The 13,889-nt window shown below is 62.8% G+C and carries 15 protein-coding genes; 8 read left to right on the top strand and 7 right to left on the bottom strand.

The window, feature by feature from the left end; genetic code table 11:
• Positions 1-543: a chalcone isomerase family protein gene (locus E1748_RS23815; protein ID WP_133649739.1), complete on the top strand. Its 543-nt coding sequence runs from the start codon at positions 1-3 to the stop codon at positions 541-543.
• A gap of 10 nt (positions 544-553) precedes the next feature.
• Here E1748_RS23815 and E1748_RS23810 read toward each other — a convergent pair whose 3' ends face one another.
• From E1748_RS23810 to E1748_RS23800, 3 genes are all read right to left on the bottom strand, one after another.
• Positions 554-1,657 (bottom strand): SAM-dependent methyltransferase, encoded by a 1,104-nt coding sequence (locus tag E1748_RS23810; protein WP_133649738.1) that lies wholly within the window; start codon positions 1,655-1,657, stop codon positions 554-556.
• Entirely contained in the window at positions 1,654-2,460 is an 807-nt protein-coding gene (locus tag E1748_RS23805) for a DUF1295 domain-containing protein (protein ID WP_133649737.1), read from the bottom strand. Before E1748_RS23805 ends, E1748_RS23810 begins: the two co-directional genes overlap by 4 nt.
• 390 nt (positions 2,461-2,850) lie before the next feature.
• Complete coding sequence (locus E1748_RS23800; protein WP_133649736.1) at positions 2,851-3,087, bottom strand: hypothetical protein; 237 nt, start codon at positions 3,085-3,087, stop codon at positions 2,851-2,853.
• Between the two features lie 203 nt (positions 3,088-3,290).
• Here E1748_RS23800 and speG point away from each other — a divergent pair, with 203 nt between their 5' ends.
• Complete coding sequence (gene speG, locus E1748_RS23795) at positions 3,291-3,830, top strand: spermidine N1-acetyltransferase (protein ID WP_133649735.1); 540 nt, start codon at positions 3,291-3,293, stop codon at positions 3,828-3,830.
• A gap of 28 nt (positions 3,831-3,858) precedes the next feature.
• Here the strand turns inward: speG and E1748_RS23790 are convergent, their stop codons facing one another.
• On the bottom strand, positions 3,859-4,485 hold the full coding sequence (locus E1748_RS23790) for a LysE family translocator (RefSeq protein WP_133649734.1): 627 nt from the start codon (positions 4,483-4,485) through the stop codon (positions 3,859-3,861).
• Positions 4,486-4,960: 475 nt separating this feature from the next.
• On the opposite strand from E1748_RS23790, the gene sap1 reads away from it, so the two are divergent.
• Both sap1 and E1748_RS23780 read left to right on the top strand, forming a co-directional pair.
• Positions 4,961-5,302: a surface attachment protein Sap1 gene (gene sap1, locus E1748_RS23785; protein ID WP_133649733.1), complete on the top strand. Its 342-nt coding sequence runs from the start codon at positions 4,961-4,963 to the stop codon at positions 5,300-5,302.
• A gap of 309 nt (positions 5,303-5,611) precedes the next feature.
• Positions 5,612-6,166 carry a YaeQ family protein gene (locus tag E1748_RS23780; RefSeq protein ID WP_133649732.1) on the top strand — a complete coding sequence of 185 codons (555 nt, stop codon included), beginning with the start codon at positions 5,612-5,614 and terminating at the stop codon, positions 6,164-6,166.
• Between the two features lie 25 nt (positions 6,167-6,191).
• On the opposite strand, the gene E1748_RS23775 is transcribed toward E1748_RS23780, so the two are convergent.
• On the bottom strand, positions 6,192-6,599 hold the full coding sequence (locus E1748_RS23775) for a VOC family protein (RefSeq protein ID WP_133649731.1): 408 nt from the start codon (positions 6,597-6,599) through the stop codon (positions 6,192-6,194).
• A 370-nt stretch (positions 6,600-6,969) separates the two neighbouring features.
• Between E1748_RS23775 and ada the strand changes: the two genes are divergently transcribed.
• The 4 genes from ada (at position 6,970) to E1748_RS23755 (ending at position 11,618) form a co-directional block, all read left to right on the top strand.
• Positions 6,970-8,070 (top strand): bifunctional DNA-binding transcriptional regulator/O6-methylguanine-DNA methyltransferase Ada, encoded by a 1,101-nt coding sequence (gene ada / locus E1748_RS23770; RefSeq protein ID WP_133649730.1) that lies wholly within the window; start codon positions 6,970-6,972, stop codon positions 8,068-8,070.
• The gene (locus tag E1748_RS23765; RefSeq protein WP_205965291.1) at positions 7,968-8,987 is read left to right on the top strand and encodes a DNA-3-methyladenine glycosylase family protein; all 1,020 of its coding nucleotides are present in this window, start codon (positions 7,968-7,970) and stop codon (positions 8,985-8,987) included. Before ada ends, E1748_RS23765 begins: the two co-directional genes overlap by 103 nt.
• Before the next feature lie 235 nt (positions 8,988-9,222).
• Positions 9,223-10,836 (top strand): glutamate--cysteine ligase, encoded by a 1,614-nt coding sequence (gene gshA, locus E1748_RS23760; protein ID WP_133649728.1) that lies wholly within the window; start codon positions 9,223-9,225, stop codon positions 10,834-10,836.
• 278 nt (positions 10,837-11,114) lie between these two features.
• A complete protein-coding gene (locus tag E1748_RS23755) occupies positions 11,115-11,618 on the top strand; it encodes a hypothetical protein (protein WP_240766830.1) in 504 nt (167 codons plus the stop codon).
• A gap of 10 nt (positions 11,619-11,628) precedes the next feature.
• Here the strand turns inward: E1748_RS23755 and E1748_RS23750 are convergent, their stop codons facing one another.
• Complete coding sequence (locus E1748_RS23750; protein WP_133649727.1) at positions 11,629-13,191, bottom strand: DHA2 family efflux MFS transporter permease subunit; 1,563 nt, start codon at positions 13,189-13,191, stop codon at positions 11,629-11,631.
• 138 nt (positions 13,192-13,329) lie between these two features.
• Positions 13,330-13,866 (bottom strand): MarR family winged helix-turn-helix transcriptional regulator, encoded by a 537-nt coding sequence (locus E1748_RS23745; RefSeq protein WP_133649726.1) that lies wholly within the window; start codon positions 13,864-13,866, stop codon positions 13,330-13,332.
• Positions 13,867-13,889 lie beyond the last annotated feature (23 nt).

Below are 13,889 nucleotides of genomic sequence, written 5' to 3'. Positions count from 1 at the left end.
GTGCGTGCGCTTGCACTCGTGCTCGCGTTCGTGCTGACCGGATGGTGCTATTCGTCGGCATGGGCCGGCTGCAAGGACGATCTCGGGACCGCAAATGAACTGGGCGATGGTTCGTTCTGCGTCCTCGGCTTCTGCCTGTATAACGCGCAGTTGTGGAGCAGCGCCGCGACACTGTCCAGTGAATCGCCGTTTGCACTCGTTATCGAGTATCGCCGCAGCTTCACGAAGACACGTCTCGCCGACACGGGCCTCGCGGAAATGGAACGGCTCGCGGCGACCCCGCTGTCCGCATCGATCCGCGACCGCTGGCGCGCCGACATGCTCACGGCATTCGTCGACGTGCAGTCCGGCGATACGCTCTGTGGCGCTTTCATGCCGGGACGCGGCGTGCGCTTCTATGCGAACGACCGGCTCACCGCGCAGATCGACGACGTCGCGTTTGCGCGGGCGTTCTTCGCGATCTGGCTCGATCCACGTACACGTGCTCCGCAGTTGCGCAGGCATCTGCTCGGCGCGGCCGCCGCGAACGACGCGTTTCGCTGACGCGACAGGATTATCCGCGTCCAAGCCGATCGAACAGATAGTGCGCGACGCCCCACTCGCTGCCCTGCGCATAGCCGAACAACTCAGCGACCGCCATGTAGAACATTCGCCAGCGCTGCAGCCAGATCGCCGCGTCGCGCTCGCCGTAGGTTGCCGTGAATATCGGCAACAGACGATCGCGTGCTGCATCGAGCGCATCCAGCCAATGGTTTGCGGTGCGCGCGTAGTGCGTGCCGCTCATCCACCAGTGACACGTCACACGCAGATGGGTCTGAAAATGCAGCAGCAGCGACTCGGACGGCATCGTGCCGCCCGTGAAAAAATACTTCGCCATCCAGTCGCTGCGATCGCGCGCCTCAAATGGATAGGCGAGCGTGCGGTGCGCGAAGACATGCACGAACAGCCTCCCGTCGATGCGCATCCAGCGCGAGATTTTTTCGAGCAGCAGCGCGTAGTTCTTCATGTGCTCGAACATCTCGATCGAGATCACGCGATCGAAGCGACCCTCGGCCGGCATATCGGCGAATTCGAAGTCGACGATGTTGCCGGTTAGTACCGTCACGTTGTGCAATCCGAGCGCGGCCGCGCGCGCCTCGATGAACGCGCGTTGTCCGTGCGAATTCGACAGCGCCGTGATCCGTGCCGACGGAAACCGTGCAGCGAGCCACAACGACAGCGAACCCCAGCCGCAACCGAGATCGAGGATCGACTGTCCGTCCGCAAGGCCGGCGCGCTGCACGTACAGTTCGAGCATCGCTTCTTCGGCTTCCGCGAGCGTTTCGCGGCCGGTTGGATAGAGACAACACGAATACTTCAGACGCGGCCCAAGGTGCGCATCGAAGAACGCAGCGGGCAACTCGTAGTGCTGGCGATTCGCAGCGTCGGTAGCGATTGCGATTGGACTTGCGCCCAGTTCGTCGACCAGCTGCATCAACCGCATCGTGACTGACTCGGGACCGCCGGCGCCTTCGTCGCGCAGACGCTGTCGCATCAGCGAACGCATACCGAAGCGAATCAGCGTATCGGGCAACCAGCCCCGCTCGCAGCATTCGATCAACCAGCCGTCACGTGCGGACGACGACATCTGTTCGTTATCGACGGTCGATGCGGTCATGGTTCACTCTTTTGTAGTGGTTCGCGTGCGTTGCGCGGAGGCCAGGGGATAAGCGCAGACGTCGTGCGCACATAGTCGGCGTACCCAGGACGACTCGTCGCGAGATGCGCTTCGAGCACCGGAATGCCGGACACTCTCAGCAGCAGCCAGCCCATCAGCAGCGGAGGCACGACACTCAACGCGATCCACGCGCTGCCCGCCGCGATTGGCACGTACGCGAACCAGTGCAGACACTCGAAGAAATAGTTGGGATGCCGCGAATAGCGCCACAGCCCTTCGCGACAAACCTTGCCGCGATTCGCCGGCTGCGCGACGAAGGCGGCGAGCTGCCTGTCGGCCATGGCCTCGCCGACGGTTGCGATGATCCATATGGCAGCACCCAGCGCGACGAGTCCCATCGACAATCTGCCGCGTGTGTACGCGGGCACGGCAAACGATACGGCGAGCACCGACGATGCAACCGCCTGCGCGAGGAAAAAGCCCAGCATCCGCCGTGGCGCTGCGACGCCCCACTCTTCGCGCAACCGTCGATATCGCGCATCCTCGGGCTTGCCGGCGTTACGCCTCCACAGATGAAACCCGAGGCGCGCACCCCAGCATGCCCCGCCGATGCCGACCGCGATTCGACGCAACGGATCGCCGGTGCCGGCCAGCGCATACAGCAACGCGACACCGCCCAGCGACGCCGCCCAAACCGGATCGATCATCCCGGCGTTGAGGCTGCGCAGTTGCCATCGCCAGACGATGACGAACAGCACCGCCAGGCCTGCAAACGCGATCGACGCGACTAGCAGCAAGGGCATGGTCAAAAGGAGTCGGCAGGATCGAGCGGCATGCGGAGCAGTCCTCGAACATAAAACGGATGAGGCGCTGTTATGCGCCCTTCACCGCTTTATACGCAGACGAGCCCCGATCGGATGCGACCGGCGAGCGCCGGCTGAAACGTCAACGATGGTCAAACTTCAGCTTAAAGGCTTGCTTGAGAAGAACGCCGCTTTCAGACTGTGCAGGTGACGTGCATGCAGGGCGTTACGTGTGTGGTTAAGCCGCAGTCTCACGAACGCTGCGGCTTTTTTTTGCGCGTGTATTTTGTGTTTTACACAACCACGCAGTCACGCGCGGCGTGCGCTCCCTCAGCGGATTATTCGTACGATCAACGTCCCGCCTCTATGCAGGCGGCGATGTAAGCGCACTCAGTGCGGATGCCGCAGACTGCGGATCGGATGACGCCAGTCCATGCGCCGCTCACGCGGCAGCTGTCCGCGCTGCCGATGTTCCTGCCAAAGCTCGTCGGAAAACAGAAACGCGACGATCAGTAACGGGACCACGAGAAATATACCCAATATCACGTGCTCGACCACGATAGCCTCCCGATCTGCACAAGCTGTCATTTCATTGTAGGCGGACGGCGCGCAGTCCGCGTGCGCCACCCCTCACATCGTGCGAGGCGCAATTCCGGTGCCTGCGACAACACGACGCTGATATCCGCAGAGAACCGCACCCAGCAGTCCCGGCGAGAAGCGGTGTTGCATCGCATACGCGGTGCCGGGCGAACCTCGGGCACATGGACGCGCCTAACCCTCGACGCGCCGAACAGGCGGCGCACATAATCAATCATCGCCGGGGGAAATCCATGACCACAGAACGCAACATCGAACTGACGCTACGACCGCTCGAGCGCGATGATCTGCGCTTCGTTCACGGCCTCAACAATGATGCGAAAATCATGCGTTACTGGTTCGAGGAACCGTACGAAACGTTCTCCGAGTTGTCGCAACTCTACGATCAGCACGTGCACGATCAGCGCGAACGGCGCTTCGTCGCAATCGATGCCGCCGCCCAAACCGTCGGTCTCGTCGAATTGATCGAACTGGACTACATCCACCGACGCGGCGAATTCCAGATCATCATCGCGCCGCGTGCGCAAGGTCGAGGGTATGCGTCGATCGCGACGATGCTCGCCGTCGATTACGCGTTTTCCGTGCTGAATCTGCGCAAGATTTATCTGATCGTCGACAAATCGAATGCCGCCGCGATTCACGTGTACGAGAAATGCGGCTTCGTACACGAAGCGGAGTTGATCGAGGAATTCTTCGGCAACGGCGCGTATCACAACGCGCTGCGCATGTGCATGTTCCAGCGCGACTTCTTCGCCGGCAGGCGGGCGCCTTAATCAAGCGCCGCGCCCGCGACATCCACGCTTAAGCCGCCGCTTTCTTCCACGCAGCCGCGAAAATACCCGCGCCGATCAGCAGCGTGCCGCCGGTGCGATTGATCGTACGCTGCACGCGCGCGCTGCGAATCGCGCGCCGCGCCGCCGACGCAATCAACGCATAAGCCAGTGCATTCGACGTCGCCAGAATGATGAACGTCGCCTCGAAGATGACGATCTGCGGCAACGCGGCCGCGTGCGGATCGATGAACTGCGGCACGAACGCGACGAAAAAGATGATGCTTTTCGGGTTCAGCGCGGTGACCGCATACGCATGGGCGAAGATGCGGCCGGTGCGTGTTTCCGCCGAGGCCGGCGCATCGGCCTCCATCACGGGTGCGCGCCACAGCTTGATGCCGAGATAGATCAAATACGCCGCACCGACCCACTTAACCGCGGTAAAGAGCGCCGCCGACGCCGCGAGCAGCACGCCAAGCCCGAGCATCGAAGCGGTCATCGCGGTGAGGTCGCCGAGCGCGACGCCGGCCGTCGTCGTCAGTGCGTAGCGGCGGCCGTGACCGAGCGCGTAGGAAATCACGAGCAGAACGGTCGGGCCGGGAATCGCCACGAGAATGGCCGAAGCAATGGCGAACGGAAGCCAGTGGGCGAGTGTCATAGCTTTATCTCCTGAGGAGAGTCGATTTATCCACGAACCTCAGCCCGTTGCAAGCACCAATCGCGCTCCCTCTTCCGGTCCGGAAAACGGAGCTGGCATTCTTTTTAATCTGCAAAAGCGGGCCAGACGCTTAATTCGCTAAATGACTTTGTGTGCGCCGCATCACGTTTTAACGGATTTTTATTAAATCGCTTAAATGCGTCTCCGTGTTTACGCGAATCAACGACGCAGACCATTGCCATTAAAGGCTCTACTTAAGCGTTTCGACTGTGCGCGTATTACGTTACTGCGTCTTTTCGCCCCACCCTCCGCCTCGAAACCTTCATTGACGCAGGTGCGACAATTCGCCGCTGTTGCGGTCGCACACAAGATGTGCTTGTGCTCCTCGCAGCGTTTCCTAAAGTGCAAGGTGCGGATGCCCCATTGAAGTTAAATACATAGCTAACCTGAGCAATCATCCGCACGGAGGCTGAACATGATCAAGCGCGTTGCTCTTCTTTTTGCAGTGGCGGGATTGGCGGTTGCATCGGCGGTGCAGGCACAGGACGTCGTCATCAAGCCGCAGCAGACGATCCAGTTCAAGCCGAACGCATACGGCTGTCTGTCCAAGGATAATCTGGACGCGGTCAACCAGCATGCGCAAGCCGGCGAGCAGCAGAAAATGCAGGAGTTCTTCTCCGGCTTCCAATGTCTTTCGACGCCTGAAAATGCGAATTTCCGCGTCGTGCGTGTCGTTGGTCACGAAGTCGAATTCGTGAATTCCGGCAATAGCGATACGCAAGGGCTCTGGACCAACGACCGGTTTATCAAGCCGTAACGCTGGTAAATACCTGCGGCCTCGAGTCGATAAAACCGGGCTGCGAATTAGCCGACTTTTTCGGGTCGGCTTGAACGGATGCGTGTAAAAAGCGGCCGGGAATTTTCCCCGGCCGCTTTTTATTTGCGCATGCCGGACGAAGCGCCGCCGCTGTGACCGTTTTGCACGCACGCGCCACGCGGGCGTCACATTGGGTATCATCACGCGCGCCTGCCCTCCGTCGACGGCACGATAAATGCTGATCGGACAACGGCAGCGCGCTGTCGATCTTCCTATTTTCTTCGGCCCTACGTGGGCTTCTGGTGTCGCATGGCTCTCAAATCGACCATTTATAAAGCCGATCTGCAGATCGCCGACATGGACCGGCATTACTACGCCGACCATGCGTTGACGATCGCCCGTCATCCGTCCGAAACCGACGAACGGATGATGGTTCGCGTCGCCGCGTTCGCGTTGTTTGCGCAGGAGCGCCTGGAGTTCTGCAAAGGCCTGTCCGATATCGACGAACCCGACCTGTGGCAAAAAGACCTGACCGGTGCGATCGAGACGTGGATCGACGTCGGGCAGCCGGACGAACGCCGGATCGCGAAGGCGAGCGGCCGTGCGAACGAAGTGATCGTGATCGCGTATGGCGGCCGGACGTCGGATATCTGGTGGCAGGGCGTGCGCGGCAAGGTCGATCGGCTGCGCAATGTGACCGTCTGGTCGCTGGGCGATGAAGTCGCCGCGTCGCTCGGCAGTCTCGCCGAACGCACGATGCGCCTGCAGTGCACGGTGCAGGACGGGGCCGCATGGCTCGGCTCGTCGCAGGCCGATCCGGTGCCGATCGAATGGACGGTGCTGAAAGAACCGGCCAACGCGTGATCGAGGCAAAGGGAAGGCAGTACCTTCAGGCGTCAGGCGGCCCCTTGAGTTCGACCATATTGCCTTCCGGATCGAACAGGTACACCGACATACCGAAGCCATCCGCGCCGTAGCGCATCGCGCGCTCGCCGAGCCGCACACCGCATTCCGTCAGATGTTTCTGCAACGCGTCGGCGTCGAACGGTTCGACGCGCAGACACAGGTGATCCATATTGCGTCCCGCGCCCGGTGTGCCGCTATCGGCACGGTCGATTCTCGCGCCGACCTGCAGCAGATCGATCAGCGAACGGCCCGCGCGCAGCTGGATCAAACCCAGTTCAAGCTGCTCCTTTTCGACACTGCACCCGAGCACGTCGCAATAAAACCGCGTCATCGTGTCGAGGCTGGCGGCCCGGATCACGACATGATCGATCTCGCGAATATGGATCTGCATGGAAACTCCCTCGCCGAGGCTGTCCGGTTACCGGAAGTGTAGAAGAACGCGGATGGGGGGAAGGGAAAATGCAGACGAAAAAAAGCCCGCTCACTGGGAGCGGGCTTAATCCATATCAGGAGGAGACATGGAGGAGACAAGAACCACTATACACAACGGGTTGGTGCGACGCAATAACTTTTTAAGGGAAAACCCGGGAATTGACATTCCCTAGCATTCCCGGGCCGGGGAGCCGCGTCCAGGGAGGCTCCGCCCCCGAAGCAGAGCCGTTCGCACCGCATCCAGTGCAATGACAGAGCAAGATCCGGGGCGTACTGTGTCGACCTGCGGACTACATTGGTGACCATCGAAACTGTCTCCGGAACCCACCATGAAAACGGGCTATTCCACCGCCGCCGAACGCTGGGCCGCCGTCACGAGCCGCGATACCGACGCCGACGGCACCTTCTTCTACGGCGTCAAAACGACGGGCGTGTTCTGCCGACCGTCGTGCGCGTCGCGCCAGCCGCGCCGTGAAAACGTCGATTTCTTCGCTTCGCTGGACGATGCGCGCGCCGCCGGTTTCCGCGACTGCAAGCGCTGTCAGCCTGGCCGGCTGCCGCGCGAAATCGAGATCGTGAATCGCGCGTGCGCGGCGCTCGACGCCGATCCGCAGCAGCGTCTGACGCTCGCGCAACTGAGCGACCTCGTCCACGTGAGCCCGTTCCATCTGCAGCGGCTTTTCAAGCGCGTGGTCGGCGTGTCGCCGCGGCAGTATCAGGCGGCGCAGCGGGGCGCGGCTCTGCGCGATGCGCTCGGGCGCGGCACGGCCGTGACCCGGGCGAGCGTCGACGCGGGCTTCGGTTCGCCGTCGAGGATGTACGACACCGCTGCCGCCGAACTCGGCATGGCGCCGTCCGACTATCGACGCAAGGGCGCAGGCGTCGTCGTGCATTACGCGAGCGCGCCGACACCGCTCGGCCTCGTGCTGGTCGCGACGACCGACAAGGGCATCTGCAAGATCGCATTCGGCGACGACACGCATGCGCTCGTCGACGAACTGCGCGGCGAGTTCGCGAACGCGGAACTGATCGAAGACGCCGCGCAGCTCGCGCCGTTCGTCGAGCAGATCGGCGCGTATCTGGAAGGCACGCGTCGCCGCGTCGATCTGCCGCTCGACATCGCGGCCACTGCGTTCCAGCAGCGCGTGTGGGATGCGCTGCGGCGCATTCCGTACGGCGAGACCCGCAGCTATTCGGAGATCGCTGCCGAAGTCGGTTCGCCGCGCGCGGTGCGGGCGGTCGCAAGCGCTTGTGCGTCGAACCCGGTCGCGCTGGCCATTCCGTGTCATCGTGTGATACAGAAGGGCGGTGCGCTGGCCGGCTATCGATGGGGCCTGCCGCGCAAGGCCGCGCTGCTCGATGCGGAAGCTCATCGCACCGGCGCGCAGGTCGCCCAACCCATCACCGCCGATCTGGATCACGCCGCTTGAGCACCGACATCGCTGACGTTGTCTCGCTGGAATTGCCGTTCAAGGCACCCTTCGACTGGCCGCGCATCCTGCGCTTCTTCGCGGGGCGCGCGACGCTCGGCGTCGAAGCCGTCGAGGACGGTGCGTATCGCCGCGCAATCGACTGGGCCGGCGACGGCGGCACACTCACCGTCCGTCTGCATCCGCGCAAACGCTGCATCGTCGCGACGATCGAAGGCGCCGCGAGCCGTCACGCCGATGCGCTCGCCGCACCGATCGCGCGCATGTTCGATCTGCACGCGGACCCGAAAAAGATCGCTGCGCATTTCGCGAACGACCCGTGGCTCGCGCCGCTCTTCGCCGCGGCACCCGGTCTGCGCGTGCCCGGCGCGTGGTCGGGTTTCGAGCTGGTCGTGCGCGCAATCGTCGGTCAGCAGGTCAGCGTGAAGGCTGCGACGACGATCATCGGCCGGCTCGTGCAGCGTGCCGGCGAGCGCATCGTCGATCATCCGCACGAGAACACGGCGTGGCGCTTTCCGACGCCGGCCGCGCTCGCCGCTGTCGATCTCGACAAGATCGGCATGCCGGGCAAACGCGTCGCGGCGCTCCAGGGATTCGCACGCGCGGTCGCAAGCGGCGACGTGCCGCTCGACAGCGCCATCGACGACGCAACCGCATTACGCGCCGCATTGCTTGCGCTGCCGGGCATCGGACCGTGGACCGTCGAATACGTCGCGATGCGCGCATGGCGCGACGCCGACGCATGGCCCGCGCTGGACCTCGTGCTGATGCAGTCGATCACCGCACGCGACCCCGCGTTGATTCGCGCGACGCAGCAACGCGCACGCACCGACGACTGGCGCCCGTGGCGCGCGTACGCGGCGATGCATCTGTGGAATGAAGTCGCGGATCGGGCAGGAGCTGCGCGCGGCGGTTGAGCGGGGCTGACAGATATCACAGTGACGCAGCTCGCGAACGTGCAGGCAAACTAGCGGGGAGTCGCCGAGAGGCGCGCCGGCACGCGCCGAGCAGCCGTAAAGTGACCCCGAAGCAGCCTCAAGCGGGTCTTCCGGCGAGATGTTAAAGTGCCCGCTACCAAGAATCCGCCGAACGTTGTCGGCCGCCGACAGGCGGCACCTGGCGGCAGACAACGCCCGACCTGCAATCGCATCGATGTCAAACACTTCTGCTTCCCGCGCGCTCGACGCGCTCTCTCATCGTCTGTCCGTGCTGAGCGCCGGTCCGCAAGCGGACGCGCTCATCACCGGCTTGCGCGGCATCGAAAAGGAGAGCCTGCGCGTGACTCGCGACGGCCGTCTCGCGACGACGTCGCATCCGCGCGCGCTCGGCTCGGCACTGACGCATCCGTCGCTGACCACCGACTATTCGGAAGCGTTGATCGAACTCATCACGCCCGCCGAGCGCGATGTGTCGCTCACGCTGGAGCAACTCGACACGCTGCATCGTTTCGTCTACATGTCGCTTGGCGACGAGATCCTGTGGAACGAATCGATGCCCGGCTTGCTGCCGGCCGACGATGAAATTCCGATCGCACACTACGGCTCGTCGAACATCGGCAAGCTGAAGTACGTGTATCGCGTGGGTCTCGCGTTGCGCTACGGGCGCACGATGCAATGCATCGCCGGCATTCACTACAACTACTCGCTGAACGATGAAGTGTGGCGCCTGCTGCACGCCGATCAGCAATCCACCGCGAGCCCGGTCGATTTCCAGTCCGAACGCTACCTCGCGCTGATCCGTAATTTCCGCCACACGAACTGGCTGTTGATGTACCTGTTCGGCGCATCGCCCGCACTCGATCGACGCTTCCTGCGCGACCGTCCGAACACGCTCGAAACCTTCGACGCCGACACGCTGTATCGCCCGTACGCGACAAGTCTGCGGATGAGCGATCTCGGCTACTCGAACACCACGGCGCAAGCGGCGCTGCATGCGGACTACGACACGCTGCAGGGTTATCTCGACGCGCTCGCGCAGGCCGTGAGCCAGCCGTATCCGCAATACGAGGCGATCGGCACGCACCGCAACGGCGAGTGGGTGCAGATCAACACCAACGTGCTGCAGATCGAAAACGAGTTCTACTCGACGATCCGGCCGAAGCGCGTCACGTATCCCGGCGAGCGTCCGCTGCATGCACTCGCGGCGCGCGGTGTGCAATACGTCGAAGTGCGCTGCATGGACATCGATCCGTTCGAACCGGTCGGCATTTCGCTCGAGACGTCGCGTTTTCTCGACGCGTATCTGCTGGTCTGCGCACTCGACGACAGCGCACCGTTGCCGCCCGACGCGTATTGCGAAGCGAACCGCAATTTCGGCAGTGTGACGATGGAAGGTCGCAAGCCCGGTCTCGAGCTGACGCGCGACGGCGAAACCATCGCGATGACGGAGTGGGCCGAAGAACTGCTCGCGAAGATCGATGTCGCCGCCGCGAAACTCGATGCGCTGCACGGTAACGACAGCCACGCGCGCGCGGTCGCCGTGCAACGCGCGAAGCTCGCCGATTCTTCGTTGACGCCGTCGGCACGCGTGCTGCAAACGATGCGCGACAAACAGCAGAGCTTTCTCGCGTTCGCACTCGAACAGAGCGAAGCGCATGCGGCGCTGTTCCGCAGTCGTCCGCTCGATGCGGCAAAGACGCAGGAATTCATGGCGCTCGCAGAGCAGTCGCTCGGCGAGCAGGCGAAGCTGGAGCGTGAAGAAATCGGGTCGTTCGATGCGTTCGTCGCTGCGTATCGTGCCTATACGTTGAACCGTTTCAGCGTATAGGCGCCGCGCGGCAAGCGCGATTCAAAAGAAGATTCGCATGAGAAAGGCAGCCTGCACGGCTGCCTTTTTTTGTTTCTCCATCAGCACGCACCGACGAACCGGTAAGCGCTACGGCTTCGATCGCCACATACAGCGACGACGGCAAGTTTTCCCGGAACCGTCGATCCGTTGAAACACACCTGCGTTACGAGGGTCCAACCCATATATCGTCATGTCGGTAGCTGCTCGCTGCACGATCGGCTCGACACATATCGCTTCGCCAACGGAGGTTCGTCGTGATCAAGCAATGCCTGTCGATAGTCATTCTCGGGACGCTCGCTGCCGGTTGTACGACGCGCGGTCAGGTCGAACCCGACGTCATGCAGATCGCCACCGCGCCGCTTACGTGCACGAGCGACACGCAGTGCACCCTGTGGTGGCAACGCGCGAAAACCTGGGTCACCGATCACTCGCGCTATCCGCTGCAAACGGCCAGCGACTCACTGATCCAGACCACCGGACCCGACGGCGGCAAACGCGCGCTCGCCTATCAGATCACGAAGGCGCCGAACAACGACGGCACGTCGACGATCGGCTTCGCCGCGCATTGCGACAGCGCGCTCGGCTGCAAGCCCGATCCGTGGCGAGCAGGCGCGGACTTCAAGCAGTTCGTGAGAAACGGCACCGCGACTGCGCCGGACAACACATCGGATAGCGCAGCGACGCCGCAGGATGCGTCCGAAGTTCACGCGATGCCCGCGCAGTCGGTGCGATCGGAGACGGGAGAGCCGCCGTCGCAATGAGCGCGTCGCATCAGTGCCCCATCGCCGCGCCGACGCCTTTCTTCGGCTTCGTGATCCACACCAGCCCAGCGAGCACGACGAAGCCCACGCACGAGATGCGGAAGAAATCATTGGTCGCCATCATGAAGCCCTGCTGCGTGACGAGTGCATTCAACTGCGCGGTAAGACTCTGACCTGCGATGCCAAGCGACGACAACGCATCGCTATACGCTGTGGTGTTCTGCGAATACACGTTCACCGATTCGGACAGCACCGCGTGGTGATAGATCGCGTCGTTTTCCCAGTACGTCGTGCTGACGGCGGTCCCGATCGCACCCGATAGCGTGCGCAGAAAATTCGACAGCCCCGACGCGCTCGCGAGACGGTCGTCGGAGATACTCGACAGCGTGATCGTCGTCATCGGTACGAAGAAGCACGCGACGCCGATGCCCTGCACGAGCCGTGGCCAGATCACGTGATTGAACGGCACGTCGAGCGTGAACGTCGAGTTCCAGAACGACACGAACGCGAACACGACGAACGCGAAACTCGCGACCATCCGCAGATCGAGCCGGTGCATATTGCGACCGATCAGCGGCGACAGGATGAGTGCGAGCAGGCCGACCGGCGCGGTCGCAAGTCCCGCGAGTCCGGCCGTGTAGCCCATCACGGTCTGCAGCCACAGCGGGAAAATCACGACCGAGCCGAAGAACGCCATGAAGCCGCCCGAGATAATCAACGCGCCGAGTGCGAAGTTGCGGTCCTTGAACAGCGTGAGGTCGACCACCGGTTCTTTCTCGGTCGCCTCCCACACCAGCATGAACGCGAGCGAAATGACCGCGATGATCGCAAGCGCGACGATGAAATGCGAGTTGAACCAGTCGCGATCCTTGCCGAGGTCGAGCACCATCTGCAGACACGACACGCCGATCACGAGCAGCGCGAGCCCGATCGCGTCGATGCGCTGCTTCGTCGTCTTCGTCTCGCGGCCGCGCAGCAGCAGGTACGCGCACGCGCCGGAGAAGAGACCGATCGGCAGGTTGATGTAGAAGATCCACGGCCACGTGTAGTTGTCGGTGATCCAGCCGCCCATCACAGGGCCGAAGATCGGCGCGACGATCACCGTCATCGCCCATAGACCGAGCGCGAGGCCGCGCTTCTCCGGTGGATACGAGCGCATCAGGATGGTCTGCGATAGCGGCACCATTGGTCCGGAGACGAGACCCTGCAGAAGTCGGAATGCGATCAGCGATTCGAAGTTGTGCGCGAAGCCGCACATCGCGGATGCGATCGTGAACAGCACGACCGATATCGTGAAGAGCCGCACCTCGCCGACCCGGCGCGCGAGCCAGCCGGTCAGCGGCACGGCGATCGCCGATGCAACCGAGTACGACGAGATCACCCACGTGCCTTCGCTGGTCGATACGCCGAGGCTACCGGAAATGGTCGGCACGGCGACGTTCGCGATCGACGTGTCGAGCACTTCCATGAACGTGCCGAGCGCCAGACCAACGGTCAGCAGCGCGAGCTTGCCGCCGCTGAACGGTACGGGTTCCGCGGGCACCGGCGCGGTAGCGGGAGCCGTAGCAGCCATAGTCGTTTCTCCTTATCGGACGGACAGTTGTCGCGACACCGATCTGCGTGAACTATTAAGCAGATATTTCATGCCCTGACACCCTCTGCCCAGACAGATAATCGCCGAAAATAAAGGCGTCCGCAGACGCCACCTGATTTATTCGTCGCCTTCTTCCGGCGACCCTTGCACCTTCTCGCGCTGCCCGGCCGGCGCCGCGTGCACGGCGCAAATGTCGTCGCCCGACATACCGCCGTTGGCGATGAAGCGACTCAGCAGACTCACCAGCGTGCCCACTTCGTCCGGCGAAAATCCACGCAGCTGCTCATCGAGCACAGCGGTACAGAGCGCCGGCAACTGCTTCGCGGCCTCCTGACCAGTCGGCGTCAATTCCAGCTTGACCATCCGCCGATCGACCGCGCTACGCGTGCGTACGATAAAGCCCTTCTTCTCGAGCCGGTCGAGCATCCGCGTCATCGAGCCGCTGTCGTAGGACATTGCGCGCGACAGCTCGAACGGCGTCGTCGCGCGTCCGTGCGACAGCAGCAGCATGATGCCGATCTGCTGCGCCGTCAGTCCGAGCGGCTTTACCGCACGGTCCATCCGTTCCGCGAGCACGTTGCGCGCTTTCGACAGGTAGTAGCCGAGACTCGATTCGAGCGAGATCTCGCTGGCGTGATAGGGACCGTCGGTCATCGCAATGGTGGGGCAGCGGATTG

It is taken from the genome of Paraburkholderia flava (genome assembly GCF_004359985.1).
In the GTDB taxonomy this organism is placed as follows: Bacteria; Pseudomonadota; Gammaproteobacteria; order Burkholderiales; family Burkholderiaceae; genus Paraburkholderia; species Paraburkholderia flava.
Note: the sequence above shows the minus strand (reverse complement) of the source record. Positions and strands in the feature narration are given on the sequence as shown.

What these genes read in the sequence shown, in the direction of transcription:
- E1748_RS23810 (WP_133649738.1), bottom strand. Translation starts at nt 1,657, where the DNA reads ATGACCGCATCGACCGTCGATAACGAACAGATGTCGTCGTCCGCACGT.
- E1748_RS23805 (WP_133649737.1), bottom strand. Translation starts at nt 2,460, where the DNA reads ATGCCCTTGCTGCTAGTCGCGTCGATCGCGTTTGCAGGCCTGGCGGTG.
- speG (WP_133649735.1), top strand. Translation starts at nt 3,291, where the DNA reads ATGACCACAGAACGCAACATCGAACTGACGCTACGACCGCTCGAGCGC.
- E1748_RS23790 (WP_133649734.1), bottom strand. Translation starts at nt 4,485, where the DNA reads ATGACACTCGCCCACTGGCTTCCGTTCGCCATTGCTTCGGCCATTCTC.
- sap1 (WP_133649733.1), top strand. Translation starts at nt 4,961, where the DNA reads ATGATCAAGCGCGTTGCTCTTCTTTTTGCAGTGGCGGGATTGGCGGTT.
- E1748_RS23780 (WP_133649732.1), top strand. Translation starts at nt 5,612, where the DNA reads ATGGCTCTCAAATCGACCATTTATAAAGCCGATCTGCAGATCGCCGAC.
- E1748_RS23775 (WP_133649731.1), bottom strand. Translation starts at nt 6,599, where the DNA reads ATGCAGATCCATATTCGCGAGATCGATCATGTCGTGATCCGGGCCGCC.
- ada (WP_133649730.1), top strand. Translation starts at nt 6,970, where the DNA reads ATGAAAACGGGCTATTCCACCGCCGCCGAACGCTGGGCCGCCGTCACG.
- E1748_RS23765 (WP_205965291.1), top strand. Translation starts at nt 7,968, where the DNA reads ATGGGGCCTGCCGCGCAAGGCCGCGCTGCTCGATGCGGAAGCTCATCG.
- gshA (WP_133649728.1), top strand. Translation starts at nt 9,223, where the DNA reads ATGTCAAACACTTCTGCTTCCCGCGCGCTCGACGCGCTCTCTCATCGT.
- E1748_RS23750 (WP_133649727.1), bottom strand. Translation starts at nt 13,191, where the DNA reads ATGGCTGCTACGGCTCCCGCTACCGCGCCGGTGCCCGCGGAACCCGTA.
- E1748_RS23745 (WP_133649726.1), bottom strand. Translation starts at nt 13,866, where the DNA reads ATGACCGACGGTCCCTATCACGCCAGCGAGATCTCGCTCGAATCGAGT.